This window comes from Haloarcula laminariae (assembly GCF_025457605.1).
In the GTDB taxonomy this organism is placed as follows: Archaea; Halobacteriota; Halobacteria; order Halobacteriales; family Haloarculaceae; genus Haloarcula; species Haloarcula laminariae.
In genome coordinates, this window is sequence record NZ_JAMZFY010000001.1 from 1,861,599 (window position 1) to 1,877,005 (window position 15,407).

General features: G+C 69.2%; 15 protein-coding genes. 9 read left to right on the forward strand and 6 right to left on the reverse strand.

Translation table 11 applies throughout. The features are described from left to right. Positions 1–151: 151 nt before the first annotated feature. The 7 genes from NJQ98_RS09550 (at position 152) to NJQ98_RS09580 (ending at position 7,783) form a co-directional block, all read left to right on the forward strand. Complete coding sequence (locus NJQ98_RS09550; RefSeq protein ID WP_262178045.1) at positions 152–1,384, forward strand: glycosyltransferase family 4 protein; 1,233 nt, start codon at positions 152–154, stop codon at positions 1,382–1,384. After that, entirely contained in the window at positions 1,377–2,297 is a 921-nt protein-coding gene (locus tag NJQ98_RS09555; protein ID WP_262178046.1) for a glycosyltransferase family 2 protein, read from the forward strand. Before NJQ98_RS09550 ends, NJQ98_RS09555 begins: the two co-directional genes overlap by 8 nt. After that, a complete protein-coding gene (locus tag NJQ98_RS09560) occupies positions 2,294–3,490 on the forward strand; it encodes a glycosyltransferase family 4 protein (protein ID WP_262178047.1) in 1,197 nt (398 codons plus the stop codon). Before NJQ98_RS09555 ends, NJQ98_RS09560 begins: the two co-directional genes overlap by 4 nt. Then, the gene (locus NJQ98_RS09565; protein WP_262178048.1) at positions 3,484–4,245 is read left to right on the forward strand and encodes a glycosyltransferase family 2 protein; all 762 of its coding nucleotides are present in this window, start codon (positions 3,484–3,486) and stop codon (positions 4,243–4,245) included. Before NJQ98_RS09560 ends, NJQ98_RS09565 begins: the two co-directional genes overlap by 7 nt. 120 nt (positions 4,246–4,365) lie before the next feature. Next, positions 4,366–5,838, forward strand: coding sequence for an oligosaccharide flippase family protein (locus NJQ98_RS09570; RefSeq protein ID WP_262178049.1), 1,473 nt, complete (start codon positions 4,366–4,368; stop codon positions 5,836–5,838). A gap of 47 nt (positions 5,839–5,885) precedes the next feature. Further along, entirely contained in the window at positions 5,886–6,728 is an 843-nt protein-coding gene (locus NJQ98_RS09575; RefSeq protein ID WP_262178050.1) for a polysaccharide deacetylase family protein, read from the forward strand. Continuing rightward, on the forward strand, positions 6,725–7,783 hold the full coding sequence (locus tag NJQ98_RS09580) for a GNAT family N-acetyltransferase (RefSeq protein ID WP_262178051.1): 1,059 nt from the start codon (positions 6,725–6,727) through the stop codon (positions 7,781–7,783). The genes NJQ98_RS09575 and NJQ98_RS09580 overlap by 4 nt, the downstream gene beginning before the upstream one ends. On the opposite strand, the gene NJQ98_RS09585 is transcribed toward NJQ98_RS09580, so the two are convergent. Together NJQ98_RS09585 and NJQ98_RS09590 are read right to left on the reverse strand one after the other, a co-directional pair. After that, positions 7,777–9,732 carry a hypothetical protein gene (locus NJQ98_RS09585; protein WP_262178052.1) on the reverse strand — a complete coding sequence of 652 codons (1,956 nt, stop codon included), beginning with the start codon at positions 9,730–9,732 and terminating at the stop codon, positions 7,777–7,779. The two genes, NJQ98_RS09580 and NJQ98_RS09585, sit on opposite strands and share 7 nt — an antisense overlap. Positions 9,733–9,915: 183 nt before the next feature. After that, a complete protein-coding gene (locus NJQ98_RS09590; protein ID WP_262178053.1) occupies positions 9,916–10,446 on the reverse strand; it encodes a metal-dependent hydrolase in 531 nt (176 codons plus the stop codon). A 140-nt stretch (positions 10,447–10,586) separates the two neighbouring features. On the opposite strand from NJQ98_RS09590, the gene NJQ98_RS09595 reads away from it, so the two are divergent. Further along, positions 10,587–10,859: a DUF8044 family membrane protein gene (locus NJQ98_RS09595; protein WP_262178054.1), complete on the forward strand. Its 273-nt coding sequence runs from the start codon at positions 10,587–10,589 to the stop codon at positions 10,857–10,859. On the opposite strand, the gene NJQ98_RS09600 is transcribed toward NJQ98_RS09595, so the two are convergent. The 3 genes from NJQ98_RS09600 to NJQ98_RS09610 all read right to left on the reverse strand — a co-directional run bounded on the left by NJQ98_RS09600 (position 10,785) and on the right by NJQ98_RS09610 (position 14,332). Then, on the reverse strand, positions 10,785–11,495 hold the full coding sequence (locus NJQ98_RS09600) for a DUF7982 domain-containing protein (protein ID WP_262178055.1): 711 nt from the start codon (positions 11,493–11,495) through the stop codon (positions 10,785–10,787). The two genes, NJQ98_RS09595 and NJQ98_RS09600, sit on opposite strands and share 75 nt — an antisense overlap. A 62-nt stretch (positions 11,496–11,557) precedes the next feature. Continuing rightward, entirely contained in the window at positions 11,558–13,306 is a 1,749-nt protein-coding gene (locus NJQ98_RS19070) for a glycosyltransferase family 2 protein (protein ID WP_262178056.1), read from the reverse strand. An 87-nt stretch (positions 13,307–13,393) separates the two neighbouring features. Then, positions 13,394–14,332, reverse strand: a complete 939-nt coding sequence (locus tag NJQ98_RS09610) for a DUF1616 domain-containing protein (RefSeq protein ID WP_262178057.1) — start codon at positions 14,330–14,332, stop codon at positions 13,394–13,396. A gap of 167 nt (positions 14,333–14,499) precedes the next feature. Here NJQ98_RS09610 and NJQ98_RS09615 point away from each other — a divergent pair, with 167 nt between their 5' ends. Further along, a complete protein-coding gene (locus tag NJQ98_RS09615) occupies positions 14,500–14,931 on the forward strand; it encodes a DUF5796 family protein (protein ID WP_262178058.1) in 432 nt (143 codons plus the stop codon). A gap of 222 nt (positions 14,932–15,153) precedes the next feature. Here the strand turns inward: NJQ98_RS09615 and NJQ98_RS09620 are convergent, their stop codons facing one another. Further along, a complete protein-coding gene (locus NJQ98_RS09620) occupies positions 15,154–15,288 on the reverse strand; it encodes a DUF7128 family protein (protein ID WP_262178059.1) in 135 nt (44 codons plus the stop codon). Positions 15,289–15,407: the final 119 nt, after the last annotated feature.

Consider the following 15,407-nt stretch of genomic DNA (forward strand, 5'->3'; position numbering starts at 1 on the left):
CACCTGGACGGGCCTTACCCGGCGGGCCGGCTGCGGGCGCTCCGACGGTCGGACGTGTGGAACGGCGTCCCGCACGGCCCGGAAAGCATAACATCGGACTCGGTGTAGAGTAAGCCGAACCTATCCCACAGCCGCGTGGCGACTATCTCTCATGTCAGACGACCGCCCCTCACAGACCGCCGCAAGCGAGCCAGGCCCATCCTACAGCGTGCTCGGGTGCGCGACGGAGCATCCGACCCACCTCTTCCCCGTCCGGACGCCGTTCAACCACCGCTCGTTCGACGCGCTCAACGCCACCGCGGCCGACCTCGACGTGGTCTCGCCGACGCCCTTCGCCCCGCCGGTCGGCCCTTACTCCGAGTACCGTCACGTGCCCAAGACCGAGCGGTGGGGGTCGTATCAGGCCCACTACCCGAGATACCTCTACGCGCTGCCGAAACGCTACGCGTACCAGCTCTCGGGGGACTCCCTGCAGAAGCGTGTCACGCGCTACGTCGAGGACACCTTCGAGACGCCACACGACGTGGTGCAGGCCTGTAGCTTCTATCTCGACGGCTACGGGATGCTCAAGTACTGCAAGCGCCACGACGTGCCGCTTGTGGCGCTGTCACACGCGGGCGACCTGAAGAACTTCGAGCGGTTCAACGACACCGTCCAGTCGTACATCCGCGAGACCATCGACTACGCCTCGGCGGTGTTGACGGTCAGCGACGAGCTCTCGGAGGTGGCCCGGCGGTTCGCCCCCGCGGACAAGGTGACGACCCTCCCCATCGGGGAGGACCCCGAGAAGTACCCGACCGACAGGCGCGAGAAGCTCCGGCGGGAGCTGGGTATCGACCCCGGGACGAAGCTCCTGTTGTACGTTGGCCGCTTCGAGAAGGAGAAGGGCGTCAAGGAACTGGCCGCGGCGCTGGACCGGCTGGACCGCGACGACGTGACCGTCGCCGCCGTCGGCCACGGCGGGGCCCTCCGGTGGTGGTTTCTGGACCGGCTGGGCGAGCTCTCACACCCGGCCCACGCCTACTGGGAACTGGACCCCATCGCCGTCCGGCGGCTCCACGTCGCGGCGGACCTGCTCGTGTTGCCGAGCCACTTCGAGGCGCGCCCGACGGTCATCTACGAGGCGATGGCCGCCGAGACGCCTGTTCTGGCGTCGAACGTCGGTGGCATCCCGGAGATGGTCGTCGACGGGGAGACGGGCGTGCTAGTCCCGCCCCACGACGCCCAAAAGCTGTCCGAGACGCTCGACTATCTGCTGGACGACCCCGAGCGCCTGCGTGCGATGGGCGCGGCCGGCCACCGGCGGCTGCTCGACAACGAGTGGACGTGGACCCGCCACGCCGAGCGGCTCAACGAGATTCACCGGAGGGTCATCGATGAGTGAGCCGCGCGTCAGCGTCGTGATTCCGACCTACGAGCGGGCCGACGTGGTCGGTCGGGCCATCGACAGCGCGCTCGCCCAGACCGTCGACGACATCGAGGTCGTCGTCGTCGACGACGGGAGCAGCGACGACACAGAGACGGTCGTCGAGTCGTACGACGACGAGCGGGTGCGGTATCGCGCCCACGGGACGAACCGGGGCGTGAGCGCCGCGCGGAACACCGGCGTCGCGGCCGCGAGGGGCGAGTACGTCGCCTTCCTGGATTCGGACGACGAGTGGCTCCCGCGGAAGCTAGAGCGCCAGCTGGCGACGCTTGCAGGCCGGGGCGAGGAGTGGGTCGGGGCGTACTGCGACGTGGCGACGGCGGGTCTCTCGACCGCCGGCCGCGTCGCGTCGTTCGTCTCGGAGACGCTCTTTCGCTCCCGGGCCCCCCGCGAGGGCGGCCGGGAGCTGGCCGAGGCGCTGCTGTCGATGCAGGTGTTCATGGGGCCGGGGTCGACGCTGCTGGTCGAACGCGCCGTCCTGGCGGAGGCCGGCGGCTTCGACGAGGGGCTGTCCATCTACGAGGACTGGGACCTCGTGCTCCGGGTCCTGGCGGTCGGCAAGCTGGCCCACGTCCCCGAGCCGCTGGCGCTGACTCACTTCACCGGCGACGCCCCCGCGGAGGCCTACGTCGAAAACGACCGCCGGTATCTCGAACGGAACGCCGAACTGGTCGCCGCCCTCGAAGCCCGCGGGGTGCCCGTCGAGCGGGTCCACCGGATGGGGCTGGTCGGGCACTACCTCGCGGAGGGGCGCTTCGGCGAGGCCCGCGAGTACCTCGACGCGGCCACCGTCGCGCGGCCGAAGAACCTCGCCCGGCTGGCCTTCTGGTCGGTGCTGGGGCTGGGCGTGCTGGCCGGGGGGCGGCGATGAGCGAACCCTACGACGTGCTGGCCTGCTGTATCCACCACCAGAGCCACCCGCTACAGGTGCGCTCGCCGTTCAATCACCGCTCGTTCGACGCCATCAACCGCACCCACGCCGACCTCGACGTGGTGGTGCCGACGCCCTTCGCGCCGCCCGTCGGCCCCCATTCGGAGTACGCGAAAGTGCCCAGAACGGAGCGGTGGGGCACCTACGTCGCCCACTACCCGCGCTTTCTGTACCTGGTTCCCAAGCGGTACTTCTACCACGTCTCGGGGGACTCCCTGCAAAAGCGAATCCCGCGATACGTCGACGCCACCTTCGAGACGCCCCACGACGTGGTCCACACCTCCGACATCTACCTCGACGGCTACGGCCTGTTGCCCTACTGCCGCGACCACGACATCCCCCTCGTGGTCAACAGCCACGCCGTCGACCTCCACAACTTCGAGTCGTTCAACGACGGCGCACAGCAGCGCATCCGCGAGACCATCGACTACGCCGCCCGCATCCTCGTCGTCAGCGACGAACTGGCCGACGTCGCCCGCCGCTTTGCCCCCGCCGAGAAAGTGGAGACGGTCCCTATCGGCGCCGACCCCGAGATGTTCCCGACCGACCGGCGCGCGGCTATCCGTCGGGAGCTCGGCATCGACCCGGAGACGAAACTGCTGCTGTACGTCGGGGCCTACACCGAGCAGAAGGGGCTGCGGGAACTGGTCGAGGCGGTCGACGCGGTCGACCGGGAGGACGTGATGCTCGTCACCGTCGGCCACGAGGGGGACCTGCGCTGGTGGCTGCTTGACCAGTTGGGCGAACTCTCACATCCCGCCCGGTCGCTGTGGCGGCTCGACCCCGTGGCGCTGCGGCGGTGGCAGGTCGCCGCCGACGCCGTGGTCCACCCCAGCTGGACGGAGGGGCGCCCGACGGTCATCTACGAGGCGATGGCCGCCGGGACGCCGGTTGTCGCCTCGAACGTCGGGGGCATCCCGGAGATGGTCGTCGACGGGGAGACGGGCGTGCTGGTCCCACCGAACGACCCGGCGACGCTGACCGCGACGCTTTCGTCGCTGCTGGACGACCCCGAGCGACTGCGTGAGATGGGCGCGGCCGGCCACCGGCGGCTGCTCGACAACGAGTGGACGTGGGGCCACCACGCCGAGCGCGTGACCGAGGTCCACGAGGCGGTGATGGACGAATGGTGACCGTCTCCGTCGTCATCCCCTACAGCGAACGGTTCACGCCCCCGGAGATGCTCGAAGAGGCCAAAGGGACCGTCTCGGCCCAGTCGGTCGACACCGAACTCGTCGTCGTCGACGACGTGGACACGGGGCCGGCCGACGCCAGGAACGCCGGTCTGGAACGGGCGAGCCACCGCTACGTCGCCTTCCTCGACGCCGACGACCTCTGGGAGGCCGACAAGCTCGAACGGCAACTCGACCGGATGGCCGAGACGGGCGCGGGGTTCTGTATGGAGGGCGAACCGATGTCACTCGACGAGTTCGTCTATCGGGTGCTGGCAAACGAGATAACGTCGTTTACCTCCTCCATGCTCGTCGACACCGACCAAGTGTCGGCGACGTTCGAATCCGGCCTCGACCGGGGCGAGGACCGGCTGTACGCCCTCGAAGCGGCAAGCGAGGGCGGGGTGGCGTTCTGCCCGTCGCTGTTCTCGCGACGGCGCCACGAAGGGAGCATGATGGCCTCCGGCATTCCGACCGACGAGTACGTCGCGGCCTGCAAGCAGTTCGCCTACCTCGTCGACCGGCGGGTTCCCGAGGCCCACCCCTATCTCGATATCTACTACGTCCAGATCTTCACGACCGTCGGGCGAGCTCTCCACGACGAGGGCGAGCACGACCGCGCCGTCTCGTATTTCATGCGGGCGCTCCGCATCTCGCCACACCCGTACACCCTCTGGTATCTGCTCGTCACTCTCGGGACTCGTGTGCTCCCGTGAGGAACCGTAATTTTAATTCGCCGATTCACGAGAAGGGGATATGGACCGGAGCGATACGTTGGACGGAGTGATGGGGGAACCGCCGGCCCTCGGCCGCATGCCGACCCAGCGGCCCGGACGATGACGGCCAGCGAGGACGACATCGGCGGGCCGGTCGGCAGACCGACGATGCCGCGACAGTTGAACTTCGCGCGGGCCGGCAGTCTCCTGCTCGGGCTGGAGCTCGTCGGGGTCGTCGTCGGGTTCGGCTCGACGGTGTACTTCGCGTCGGCGCTGGGTGCCACCGCGCTTGGGGTGTTCTTCCTGTTCGAGGCCACGCTGAGCACGCTGGGGACGTTCGCCGACTTCGGGCTGAACGGGGCCATCGAGAAACGCATCAGCGAAGGGGCCGACCCGGGCGCGGTGCTTTCGGCGGGCCTCGTCCTGAAGGGGGTTCTCCTGGTGGCACTGGCGGCCGTCGTCGTCCCACTGCGTGGCCCCATCGACGCCTACGTCGGTACCGCCGTCGTCGTCCCACTGCTGGTCGCGATGGCGCTCTCACAGCTGGCGTTGCTGTCGATGCACGTGCTCCGGGCCGAGTTGCGGGCCGACGAGACGGCGGTCATCCAGTTTCTCCGACTCGCCACGTACGTCGTCGTCGCGGTCGCGCTCGTACTGTTCGGCGCCGGGCCGCGTGCGCTCATCTACGGGCTCGTCGCGGGCTATCTCGTGATGCTGGTCGGCGGGGCTGTTCGGGTGTCGACGAGACCGACACGGCCGACGATGCGACAGTTTCGCACCCTCCTCGACTACGCGAAGTTCAACGGCATCTGGGGGCTGGGCGGGCACGTCTACAACACCATGGATATTCTCGTCATCGGCCTCTTTCTGTCGAGCGCCCACGTCGCGGCCTACGAGCTCGCGTGGCGGGTGACGGTGATGACCGGGGTCGTCGGCGGCGTCGTCGCCAACACCGTCTTCGCCCAGATGAGCGCGTGGGACGCGAGCGGTCAGCGGGACCGCATCGCCGCGACGGTTCGGGACGGCCTGCTCGCGTCGCTCGTCCTCGTCATTCCGTCGTTCGTCGGGGTCGCGTTGCTGTCCGACCGGATCCTCGGGCTCGTCTTCGGGCCGGAGTTCCTCCTCGCGACGGTCGCGTTCGTCGTGTTGATGGGCGAGAAGCTCGTCGCCGCGGTGAACAACGTCTTCGACGCGACGGTGCGGGCGGTCGACCGGCCCGACATCGGGGCCTACGCGACGGTCGCATCGCTTTCGTTGAACGTCGTCTTGAACTTCCTGTTGGTCCCCCGGTACGGCCTGCTCGGTGCCGCGGCCGCGACGGGCACGGCGATGGCGATAAACACCGCCGTCCTCGGGCTGTTTCTCCGCCGGGTCGTTCCCGTTCGGTTCCCCACCGGTCCGGTCGGGTGGTGTGTCGGCGCCGCGGCGGTGATGGGCGGCGTGGTGGTCGCCGTCGGGAGCCTGCTCCCCGAATCGCTCCCGGCGCTCGTCGGCCAGATAGCGGCCGGCGGCGTCGTCTACGGCCTCGTCGTCCTGGCCTCCCCGACGCTGCGAACGAAGCTGTTCGCGACAGTTCGGAACGCCGGCGCCTGACCCCGTGAGTGGAAATGTATATGACGGTTCCCAGCCGTTGGAAACCTATGTCCAGTTCCGTCCCGACCCGCCTCGGACGGCAGCTGCTCGGGTCCGTCCGTGGGACCCTCGTCCGCGTTCACGGTCGCACGGGCATCGGGGCGGCCGGCGGGCGCTCGCGGAACGCGATTCTGATGTACCACGCGGTCGACGAACCGGCCGACGCCGGCTACTTCGGGAACGTCACCGCCGAGCGGTTCCGGGAGACCGTGCGGTACGTGACCGAGCACGCCGAGGTCGTCCCGCTGTCCGAGATTACCACCCGGGGTGCGCGCCAGCGCGTCGCGATTACGTTCGACGACGCGCTGAAATCCGTGCCCCGAAGCGCGCTGCCGATACTGGAGGCGTTCGACGCCCCGGCGACCGTCTTCGTCAACCCCGAACTCGTCGGCGACCCGGATCCGGAGCTCGTCCGGCGCCGCCTCGACATCGGCGGCGAACCCGGACAGGTCGTCGTGACCGACTCACAGCTCCGGGAGCTCGTCGACAACCCGCTTATCACCATCGGGAACCACACTGGGAGCCACGTGGACCTCTCGACGGTCACGGACGAGGCGACGCTGCAGGCGGAGATCGTCGACGCGAAGGCGACCCTCGAATCCGAGTACGGAATCGAGGTGTCCGCGTTCAGCTATCCCTACGGCGCGTCGAACGAGCGGGCCCGCGCGGTCGTCGAGGACAGCCACGACTACTCGGTGACGACGGCGCCGTTTCTGGTCGGCCCCGGCGACGGAACCCACGGGATGGGGCGGCTGAGCGCCCACGAACCGCCCCGACGGCTCCGGTGGGAGCTGACACCGGCCAGTGACTTGCTCAACCGACTGGAGTACTGGGGTGCCGGTGTCGGATGACAGACGGGGACAGCTACACGGTCCGGGCGGCCGAGTCGACCGACGTCGACGGCTTCCTGTCGCTCCACGGGACGGTGTTCGGGACGTGGCCACGGGACGTGGCCGAAGCGGTGTTCGAGTGGAAGTACGCCGACCAGCCGGCAGTCGACCGGATGCCGGTCGTCGTGGTCGAACACGAGGGCCAAATCGTCGGTGCCCGCGGCTACTTCGCGATGCGCGTGGTCGCCGGGTCCACGCGGCTGCTGGGACTGCAGTCGACGGACCTGATGGTTCACCCCGACCACCGAGAGCGGGGGCTGTTCACCCGGATGACCGAGTTCGGCCTCGAACGGTTCGGCGGCCCGGAGACGCTCTTTTTCAGCTTCCCGGGACCGGAACCGCGACGGGGGTATCTCAAGCGAGGGTGGACGGAGGTCCCCAACCCCGAGTACGTCCAGTTCTTCGACGTCGGCCGGCAACGGGTCGGGTGGCCGCCGAACCCGCGGGCGCTCGCCAAGCGACTCTACCAACCCCTCTACGACGGCTACGTGGCGGCCCGGACGCTCGGACAGCGCCACACCCACGACGTGACGGTGGCCGACGAGCTACCGGCCGAGACCCTCGCGGAACTGGCCGACAGCCGGGAGCCGGACGGCATCCACGCCGAGCGGTCGGCCGCGTTCTACGAGTGGCGCCTCTCGCATCCGCTGTACGAGACGACGACGTATCTCGCACGGCGGGACGGGCGCGTCGAAGCGGCCGTCGTCGTCGACGAACTCGACGGGCGTGGTTTCCTGCGGGAAATCCTCCCCGCGGCCGGACGGCGGCGGGCGTTGTCGGCGCTCCTCGCCCGCCTGCGGGCCGACCGTCCCGCGGCCGAGTCGCTGACCGCATGGCCGCCCCGGGCGCATCGCTCGACGCTCCGTCGCGCCGGCTACCTGTCGAGCGACCGGACGCCGTACCGGTCTGGCGACCACGATATCGTCGTCAAAGCCCCCGCGGACGGAACAGTCGGGGGGCTGTCGGTCGCCGATCCGACGAACTGGGCGCTGCAACTCGCCGAGCGGGACTACTGAGGCGTCGTTCGGTTGTCGCCGTACATCCCGCTGTGGCCGTCAGTCCCGTAGTACACCCGAACGTCGTCGGTCGTGTACACCTTCCCCCGCGTCGCGTCGGCGGCCTCGAAGCGGGGCCGGCTGACGACGAACCGGTTCTGCTCGCTCCTCGCGAGCCCGGTCCCCAGCGCGACCACGTGGCCGGTCCAGCGTTCCCGCACGACGAGGTAGGTCGCGTCCGTATCCAGCCCCCTCGGTCCGGCCCGGAGCGGCTCGGTCGCGTTGAACCGGCTCGTCTCGAAGGCCCGATTCGTCACGCGGTCGGTGGCGGTCCGTCCCGCGCCGTAGCGGTCGAGGAACGACGCCGTCGTCCGGGTCGCCCGGAACTGGTCGTCGGTCATCGACACCTGCTCGCGGGGCTCCTCGATGTACGTCTCTGAGAGGTCGTCGGACGCGAGCACGGTAAACGCCGTGGCCCCGCCTATCGCCGCCACGAGGACGACAGCGACGGCGGCGTACTGCCGGTCGACGGCGAGCGTGCGCCGGAGGCCGACGGCGACGGGGAAGATAGCGACCAGCGACACGACGAACTTCAGGCGCTCTATCTGCGGAATCGGAATCGGGAGTGGGAGCAACAGGGCCGACAGGCCAAGTCCGGCGACCGTGAGGGTGAAGCCCCGCCGGTAGGCCCGGAGGTCGTCGAGCAGTTCGTAGCCCGCAAGCAGCAACAGCGCCCCGAGCCCGCACGCGTAGAGGCCGGTCGGCGTCAGCAGCCACGCCACGGCCCTGTCGAGGGTGTCGACGGGCAGCGCCGTCCCGTAGGTGTACAGGACGGACCCGGGCACCGTCGCCACGTCGAACAGCACGCCGGCAGTCAGTTCGACGATGCCCACGGTGATGAGACTCGGGGAGTACGACCAGTACACCAGCATAAACACCGCGCCGAGGACGCCGGGGAACAGCCAGCGGTATCGCAGCCAGCGGACGCCGTCGCCGAGCGACCCGCCGAACAGGTACGGCCGGACCAGCGCCACGGGGACGGCGACCGTCGCGACGGCGGCAAAGAGGATGTAGGTGAGGTGGTGAGTCACCACCATCGTGGTCAGGAGCGCGACGACGAACACGGAGAGGCGCCGGAAGGTCCGCTCGTCCGCGGCGTGGCGCAGCCGGCTGTTGAGATACAGCGCCCCCAGAATGAGGATGCTCGCCAGCGCCTGCGGGTAGAAGTACAGCGCGTGATACGAGAAGAACTCCAGGACGGTCACCGACAGCGCCGCGAGCAGGCCCATCCGCCGGGAGTCGAACACCGTCCAGCCGAGCAGGTACGCTATCGGGACGACGGCGGTCAGCAGCACGCAGCCGGTCAGGACGAGGGCGTCGTAAGCCGGCAGCCCGGTGGCGTATCTGACCGCGCCGACGAGGAAGTGAAACACCGGATAGAGGTCGTACCCGTGGGGAATCGCCGTCGTGTATCGGGTCCGGGCCAGCGTGTCGACGGCGGTGACGTGGGCGAAGGTGTCGGTGCCGCCGAAGTAGAAGCCGGTCGTGACGTACTTCCCGAGGCGACCGGCCAGAAACAGCGCACAGAGCTGCGTCAGAACTGCCGGGACGTAGGGCTCCCCGCGGAGCTGCAGTGCCACGGCGCCGAGCCCGAGCGGGAGGACGGCGGCGAACGCCAGGAGCCGCGACCCCGACAGCGCCGTGACGACGACCGCGCCGGCGGCGAGCGCGACGATAGCTCTCGTGGTGTGACCCGGCGGCAGCCGGCGCTCGATGTCTGGACGGTCGCCCCGCGAGGCGAAAAATACCAGGAGCGCGACGACGGCCCCGACGAACGTGAACCCGGCCCGCAGCAGCGTCGGCCGCGGCAGGAGGTCGAGGAGGTCGGCGGCCACCAGCCCGGTAGCCGCGAGCAGGCAGACGGCGACCGGGACGGCGGCGGGGCGACGAAGCCGTGCGAAGGAGACCACTGTTGTCGGTGCTTTCGCCGGTACGGTCAAAAGTGTTGCAGTCGGCGAGCAAGCGTCAGCTACCGGCCACCAGTCGGCAGGGACAGTGGGTGTGGCGCTGTCGCCTCTCGGGACGGGTGACGAGGCTGAGAGTCCGTGCGCTCACCCGACGGCTACGTTCACTCCCAGGAACGCAACCGTCGGTCAGTTAGCCCGGCGCGTCGGCCACCGCGGCGCGCGGACGAACTGGACCAGCACGACCAAGCCGACGACGCCGCAGACGGCCGCCGTCGCCAGGAGTCTCGTGGTGATGGTCAGCTCCGCGAGGAAGTTGCCGAAGCCGGTGGTGTCGTCGTAGGGGTACGGCGGGAGTATCGGCCACAGGAGGAACGTGAACTCCTCGACGCGCCAGTAGTAGAGGGCGACGTACGTGTCCCCGATGAGGTGGCTGACGTACCCGAGCCCGAACGCGAACCCCACCTCGGGGTAGCTGCGGTGCCACGCGACGGCGAGGACGACGAGCGACAGCGGGACAGCGACCAGCAGCGAGTGGGCGAGCGAGCGACCGGAGGGGACCGCCGCGAACCACCACGCCAGGGGCTTGTCGACGAAGTCGGCGAGCTGTGTCCCGATTAGAACGGCGACCAGTTCCGCCTTCGAGATGCGGCGACCGAGCAGGAAGCTGCAACAGACGAGGAGAAGATAGCCGAAGGCGAAGTGCGTCCACGGGAACATCTTGGTAGACAAACGGAACCGCGGGTCTTGAAGCCACACGGATTGCGTGGCAGCCCCCGTGACGGACCGGATACGGAGCGACGAAACCCGGCGCGGCGGTGCCGGTGCGGTTATACCGGTCGGGCGAGTAGTGGCGCCAGATGACGACGCCACGACAGCGCCGGTTCCTCTTCGCCCAGGTCGGGTGGATGCTGGCCGGTATCGCGGCGCTCGCAAGCGCCGGCGCACTGACGCTCGAATACGCGTTCGTCGTCGGGTTCGTCGGCCTCGTGGTCGTCACCGCGCTGACCACACCGGTCAACGCCACCGTGCGCTGGCGGGCGCGCCTGCGGTGGCCGCTACTGGTCGGCGGGCTCGTCTTCGCCGTGCTGGTCGGGCTCCGGTCGGTCGCGAAGTTCTTCGGCACCCTCTAGCCGGCAGGTGACGACGAGGTCGTCGCCCTCGACGGTCGCTTCGACGCTGACTGGCACGTCCAGCCGGCGGGCCAGCCCGACGCCAAGGACCGACGCCACGGGGTGGTCGAACAGTTCGCCCGTCCCAACCCGGCTATCGGTCACGGTCACCGTCGCACCGTCCTCGGCCGCCGTCGCCCGCGCCGCCCCGGCGAGTTCGAGGTCGCTGACGAGCACGTCCACCAGCACCGCGAGATGGTCGGTCAGCGACTCGCCCGGCGCGGCCTCGACCGTCGCCAGCAGCCGTCGGCCGACTGGGTCGAATTCGTCGCCGGCGACGACGAGCGTGACGCCCTCGTCAGCCGGGACGTAGCGGGACCGGCCCGCTCCGACGCGTCGGCGGACGTTGCCAGCTATCGTCTCGTACACGTCGGTCGTCACCGCCGTCGAGAGGGTCGGCTCGCCCATCACGAACCGGAGTAGCAGCGCGACGAAGACGGCGGTGCCGCCCCACGCGACCAGCAGCGTCTCGTAGGCGGGGACGGCGAACGCCGCGGCGAGGAGGCCGACACCGAGGACGGCGAATATCGGCGCGGGGTTGCGGCTTCCGACGCGGTCACGGAGCCGGCCACCGGCCGCGAGGTCCGTCTCAGCCACGCTCTCCCACCGGCCCGGCGACAGGGAACGCTGTCATACTGCTGTACAGCCGTGCCGCCCGTTTAGCTGTTGTCGTCCTCGCGCAGCTGTTTGAGCGTCGGATGGCGGTTCAGCACGTGCATCATCAGCGACATGATACACAGCAGCAGGCCGCCGAGGATGAACAGGAGCCCGGTCGCCAGCGGTGCCGCCGTCAGGGTGCCGGTCTCGGCGTACCGGACGAACAGCGACACCGAGACGACGACGCCGAGAAGCGTCATGAGGCTGCCCGGCAGACCGATTATCAACAGCGGGCGGCCGTACTCGACGGTCCAGAAGATGTTCCGAAGCAGGTCCATGCCGTGGGAGAGCGACCCCTGCGAGCTGGCGTTTTCCACGTCGTAGGAGATGGTGGTCGCCACCTCCGCGACGCTGAGCCGGTTTCGGTGGGCGTGATAGAGGATGTCCGTACTCGCGCCCATGTTGTTCCCGATGGCGGGGTCGGCGGCGAGCGAGCGGATGGCCGTCCGGCTGTAAGAGCGGTAGCCGCTCTGCGTGTCGCGGATGAACCCGCTCGGCCGGAGGGTGCCCATGCTGGCGTTGGTGAGGTTGTTGATGAGCGCCAGCCCGACCGAGCGGACGAACGGTATCCTGGTCGTTCGGTCACCGACGTAGCGGCTCCCGATGACGATGTCGGCGTCGTCGCGGACCTGCGTCTCGACCAGCCTCGGCACGTCCGCCGGGTCGTGCTGGCCGTCGGCGTCGATGACGACCAGGTGGGCGGCGTCCAGCCGCGCGGCCTCCCGGAACAGCGTCTTGAGCGCGCCGCCGTAGCCGCGGTTTCGCTCGTGGGTGACGACCGTCGCGCCGGCCTCGCGGGCGCGTCCCGCCGTTTCGTCACGGCTCCCGTCGTCGACGACGAGCACTTCCTCTGCGTAGGGGAGCGCGCGCTCGACGACCGCCGCGATGCTGTCGCCGGCGTTGTACGCCGGGATGCCGACGACCACGGAGGGGTTGTCCGGCGACTGGTTCCACAGCTCCGGGATAGCGATGACCGTGTAGTCGGCCTCCGCGAAGGCCGCCGCGGTCCGGTCGTAGTCGATGCGCGGGCAGTCCCGCGTCTGCAACACGATACCCGTCATCCCCCGCTCGCGCGCCGCCTTCGACAGCAGTCGGTGGAGTTCGAGATGCGAGGCCCACTTCGACGGCGGGGCCAGCACGACTGTCCCGAGCATCTCCAGCACGTCGAGGGCCTCGCTGTCGGCCTCGATGCCTTGCGTCGTCACGAGCACCGGGTGACCGCGCCGACTGGCCCGGAGTGCGGTTCGAACGACGGCGTCCTCGTTGCTCGGCGTGAGGATGACGCCGATAGCCGCCCCCTGCATCCCGCCGCCGGTGGCCGTCTCCGGGGTGGTGAGCAGCCCGCCCCCGGCCGCGTCGTCGGTTTCGCTCCCCATCGACAGCACCGCTGTCGACCCGTCGGGGCCGGTCCACTCGGAGCGGTCCGGCTCGTCGGTCGCGGTCCCGGCCACGTTCTCGACTGTCGGCTCGGGGAGCGCCTCCGCCGGCCCGACGAGGTGGTAGCTGACTCGCCTGGCGGCGTCCGGTTCGACGGTTCGCTCGACGGTGAACGTGCCGCCGCTGTAGGCGGCGCCGTCGTCGAATCGCACCTCGTGGCCGTCCGGGACGGTGTCGGTCAGCGTCACCCGGACCGGCGTCTCGGCCGTCGACCGGAGTTCGAGCCGCACGAGTCGGTCCCCACCGTCTAGCTCGACTGCGGACTTGTCGATAGATACCGCTCCGCTCTCAACGCGTTGTGTCTCTGGTCCCACTATGTCATCACCTGTAGCGTCCTCCCAACAGTTACGTACCAGTTGACGGCCGTAGGAGTTATATAGATGCCGACGACTGCCGATTTGTCACTGGGGCGTGACAGAAAGCCAGAGCTGGACGCGCCGGAGCGGCGAGTCGGCGCCGGTCCGGTAGAGCCGGTAGGTCAGCCGGAGGCGCTCACCGAGTAACGAGGGCCGGACGGTGTGTCGGCGGACGGTCCGCTCGCCGCCCGACACCTCCACGTCGAACGCGTCGAGGCGCTGGGAGTCCGTGACTCGCGCCGTCTCGCCGCTGACGTTCACCCGCTCGATGGTGGCGACGACGCGCCCGTCGAAGCCCGACCCGTTGGTGGTCCCCACGCCGACCCCGACTGTCACCGGTTGGCCGGCCGTCACAGTCGACGGGTAGTTCCCCGCGACCAGTTCGCCCGACTCGTTCTCCCCGAGGATGTAGAACTCGGTGACCGTGCCCTGTTCGGTCGACTCGGTGGCGACAACCCCGACGGCCCCCGCGGCGGCGGCGACGACGACGAGAGTCAACACGACGCCGGCGGCACTCCCGCCGACGACCTGGCTCGCACGCGCCCGGACCGCGGCCGCGTCCGCGCCTGCCTGGACGCTCACCGGGAGCCGCCGGCGGCGATACCACGCAACGGCCGTCGAAACGAGGGTGAACAGACACAGCCCCGCGATTACCGGCGTCCGCCCGAACCCCCAGACGGTGAAATCGAGGACGCCGCCGACCGACGCGACCGCGACGACGCTGCCGATGACGCTCAGCCCGAGACGAGCGAGCCAGGCGGTCCCGGTCCCCGGGCCGAGCGCCGTCTCGCCAGCGCGGGGGAACACGGCCGAGACGAGCGCGTAGCCGGGGACGAAGAGCACGAACGGGAGCCCGACGGCGATGGCGAGCGGACGGACGGCGCCGGCCGGCGAGAAGGCGACGAGAGCCACCAGCGCGACGCTCGCGACGACGGCCAGCAGGTCGACAGCGAGCACCCGGTCAGCCACACCCGACTTCTGCATAGGCTCCATCCGTCGAGCACCGATAAAAAGACACGGTACGTGGGGCGGAGCAGGTCACAGTCGAGCGGCTACCGCCGCGTCGGCGTGTCCCGCTCCGAGGGGTAGTGTCCTCGCCGGCGGCGACGTGACAACGCGCCGTTTTTGCCCGCCGAGCCTGAAGAACGGGTATGAGTAACCGTTCGGACATCGCGCCCGACACCGTCTCGGTCGAACTCAGCGAGGAGGGCGTCGCCGTGGAGTATCTCGACGGCCGGACCGCCTTCTACCACGGCGTCCCCACGAAGGCCGAGGGGAGCGTCACCACCGCGCCGGGCAAGGACACGCACGTCCTCATCACCGACAAGACGGAGACCTCGGGCATCATGGTCTACGTCAACGACCTGCGGACCCACGACGACATCATCGAGGAGAGCGGCGTCGGCCGCGTCATCCTGGAAGACGGCGAGGAAGACGAGCTGTTCCCCGGCGTCACCGTCACGGACCGTCAGATGCGCGTCGAGGTGACCGTCGACTACGACGTGACCGACGGCCGCGTGTTCGTCTTCGAGGAGGACGAGATGGGCGCGCGGAGCTTCGAGATAGTGCCGGTCGAGGAGTGAGTACGGCGAGCGAACGGCGTGAGTGAGCCGTTTTTCGCGCACGTTTTTCGGTAAGCGGTGGCCACCGGCCACCCGAGCCGAAAAAGGTGCACGCCAGATGGGCGCGCGAAGCTTCGAGATAGTGCCGGCCGAGGAGTGATACTGGTGGCTGTAAGTTCGTAAAGATATTCGCCACCTCGGGGATGGCGAATTCCTTCAGTTTGTTACAGCCATCAGTATGAGTCACTGCAGGTACGAGGGGTCCTCGTCGTCGCAGTTTTCCTCGTGCTTTTCCGCGTCGTCGCGGTCGTCAAACATGAGGCCGCAGGTCTCACATTTGTACCAAGTCATCTCGTCGCGCTCGGTAGTGACAACCATATGGAATACTCTATCGCCGGGAGGTAAATCGCTTTCGCGGGTGGGCACCGTTCGAAGGGCCCGCCGCATGGGCCCGTATCCGGCCAACGGGAACCCTCAAGAGGACCGGAGCGCTAGCC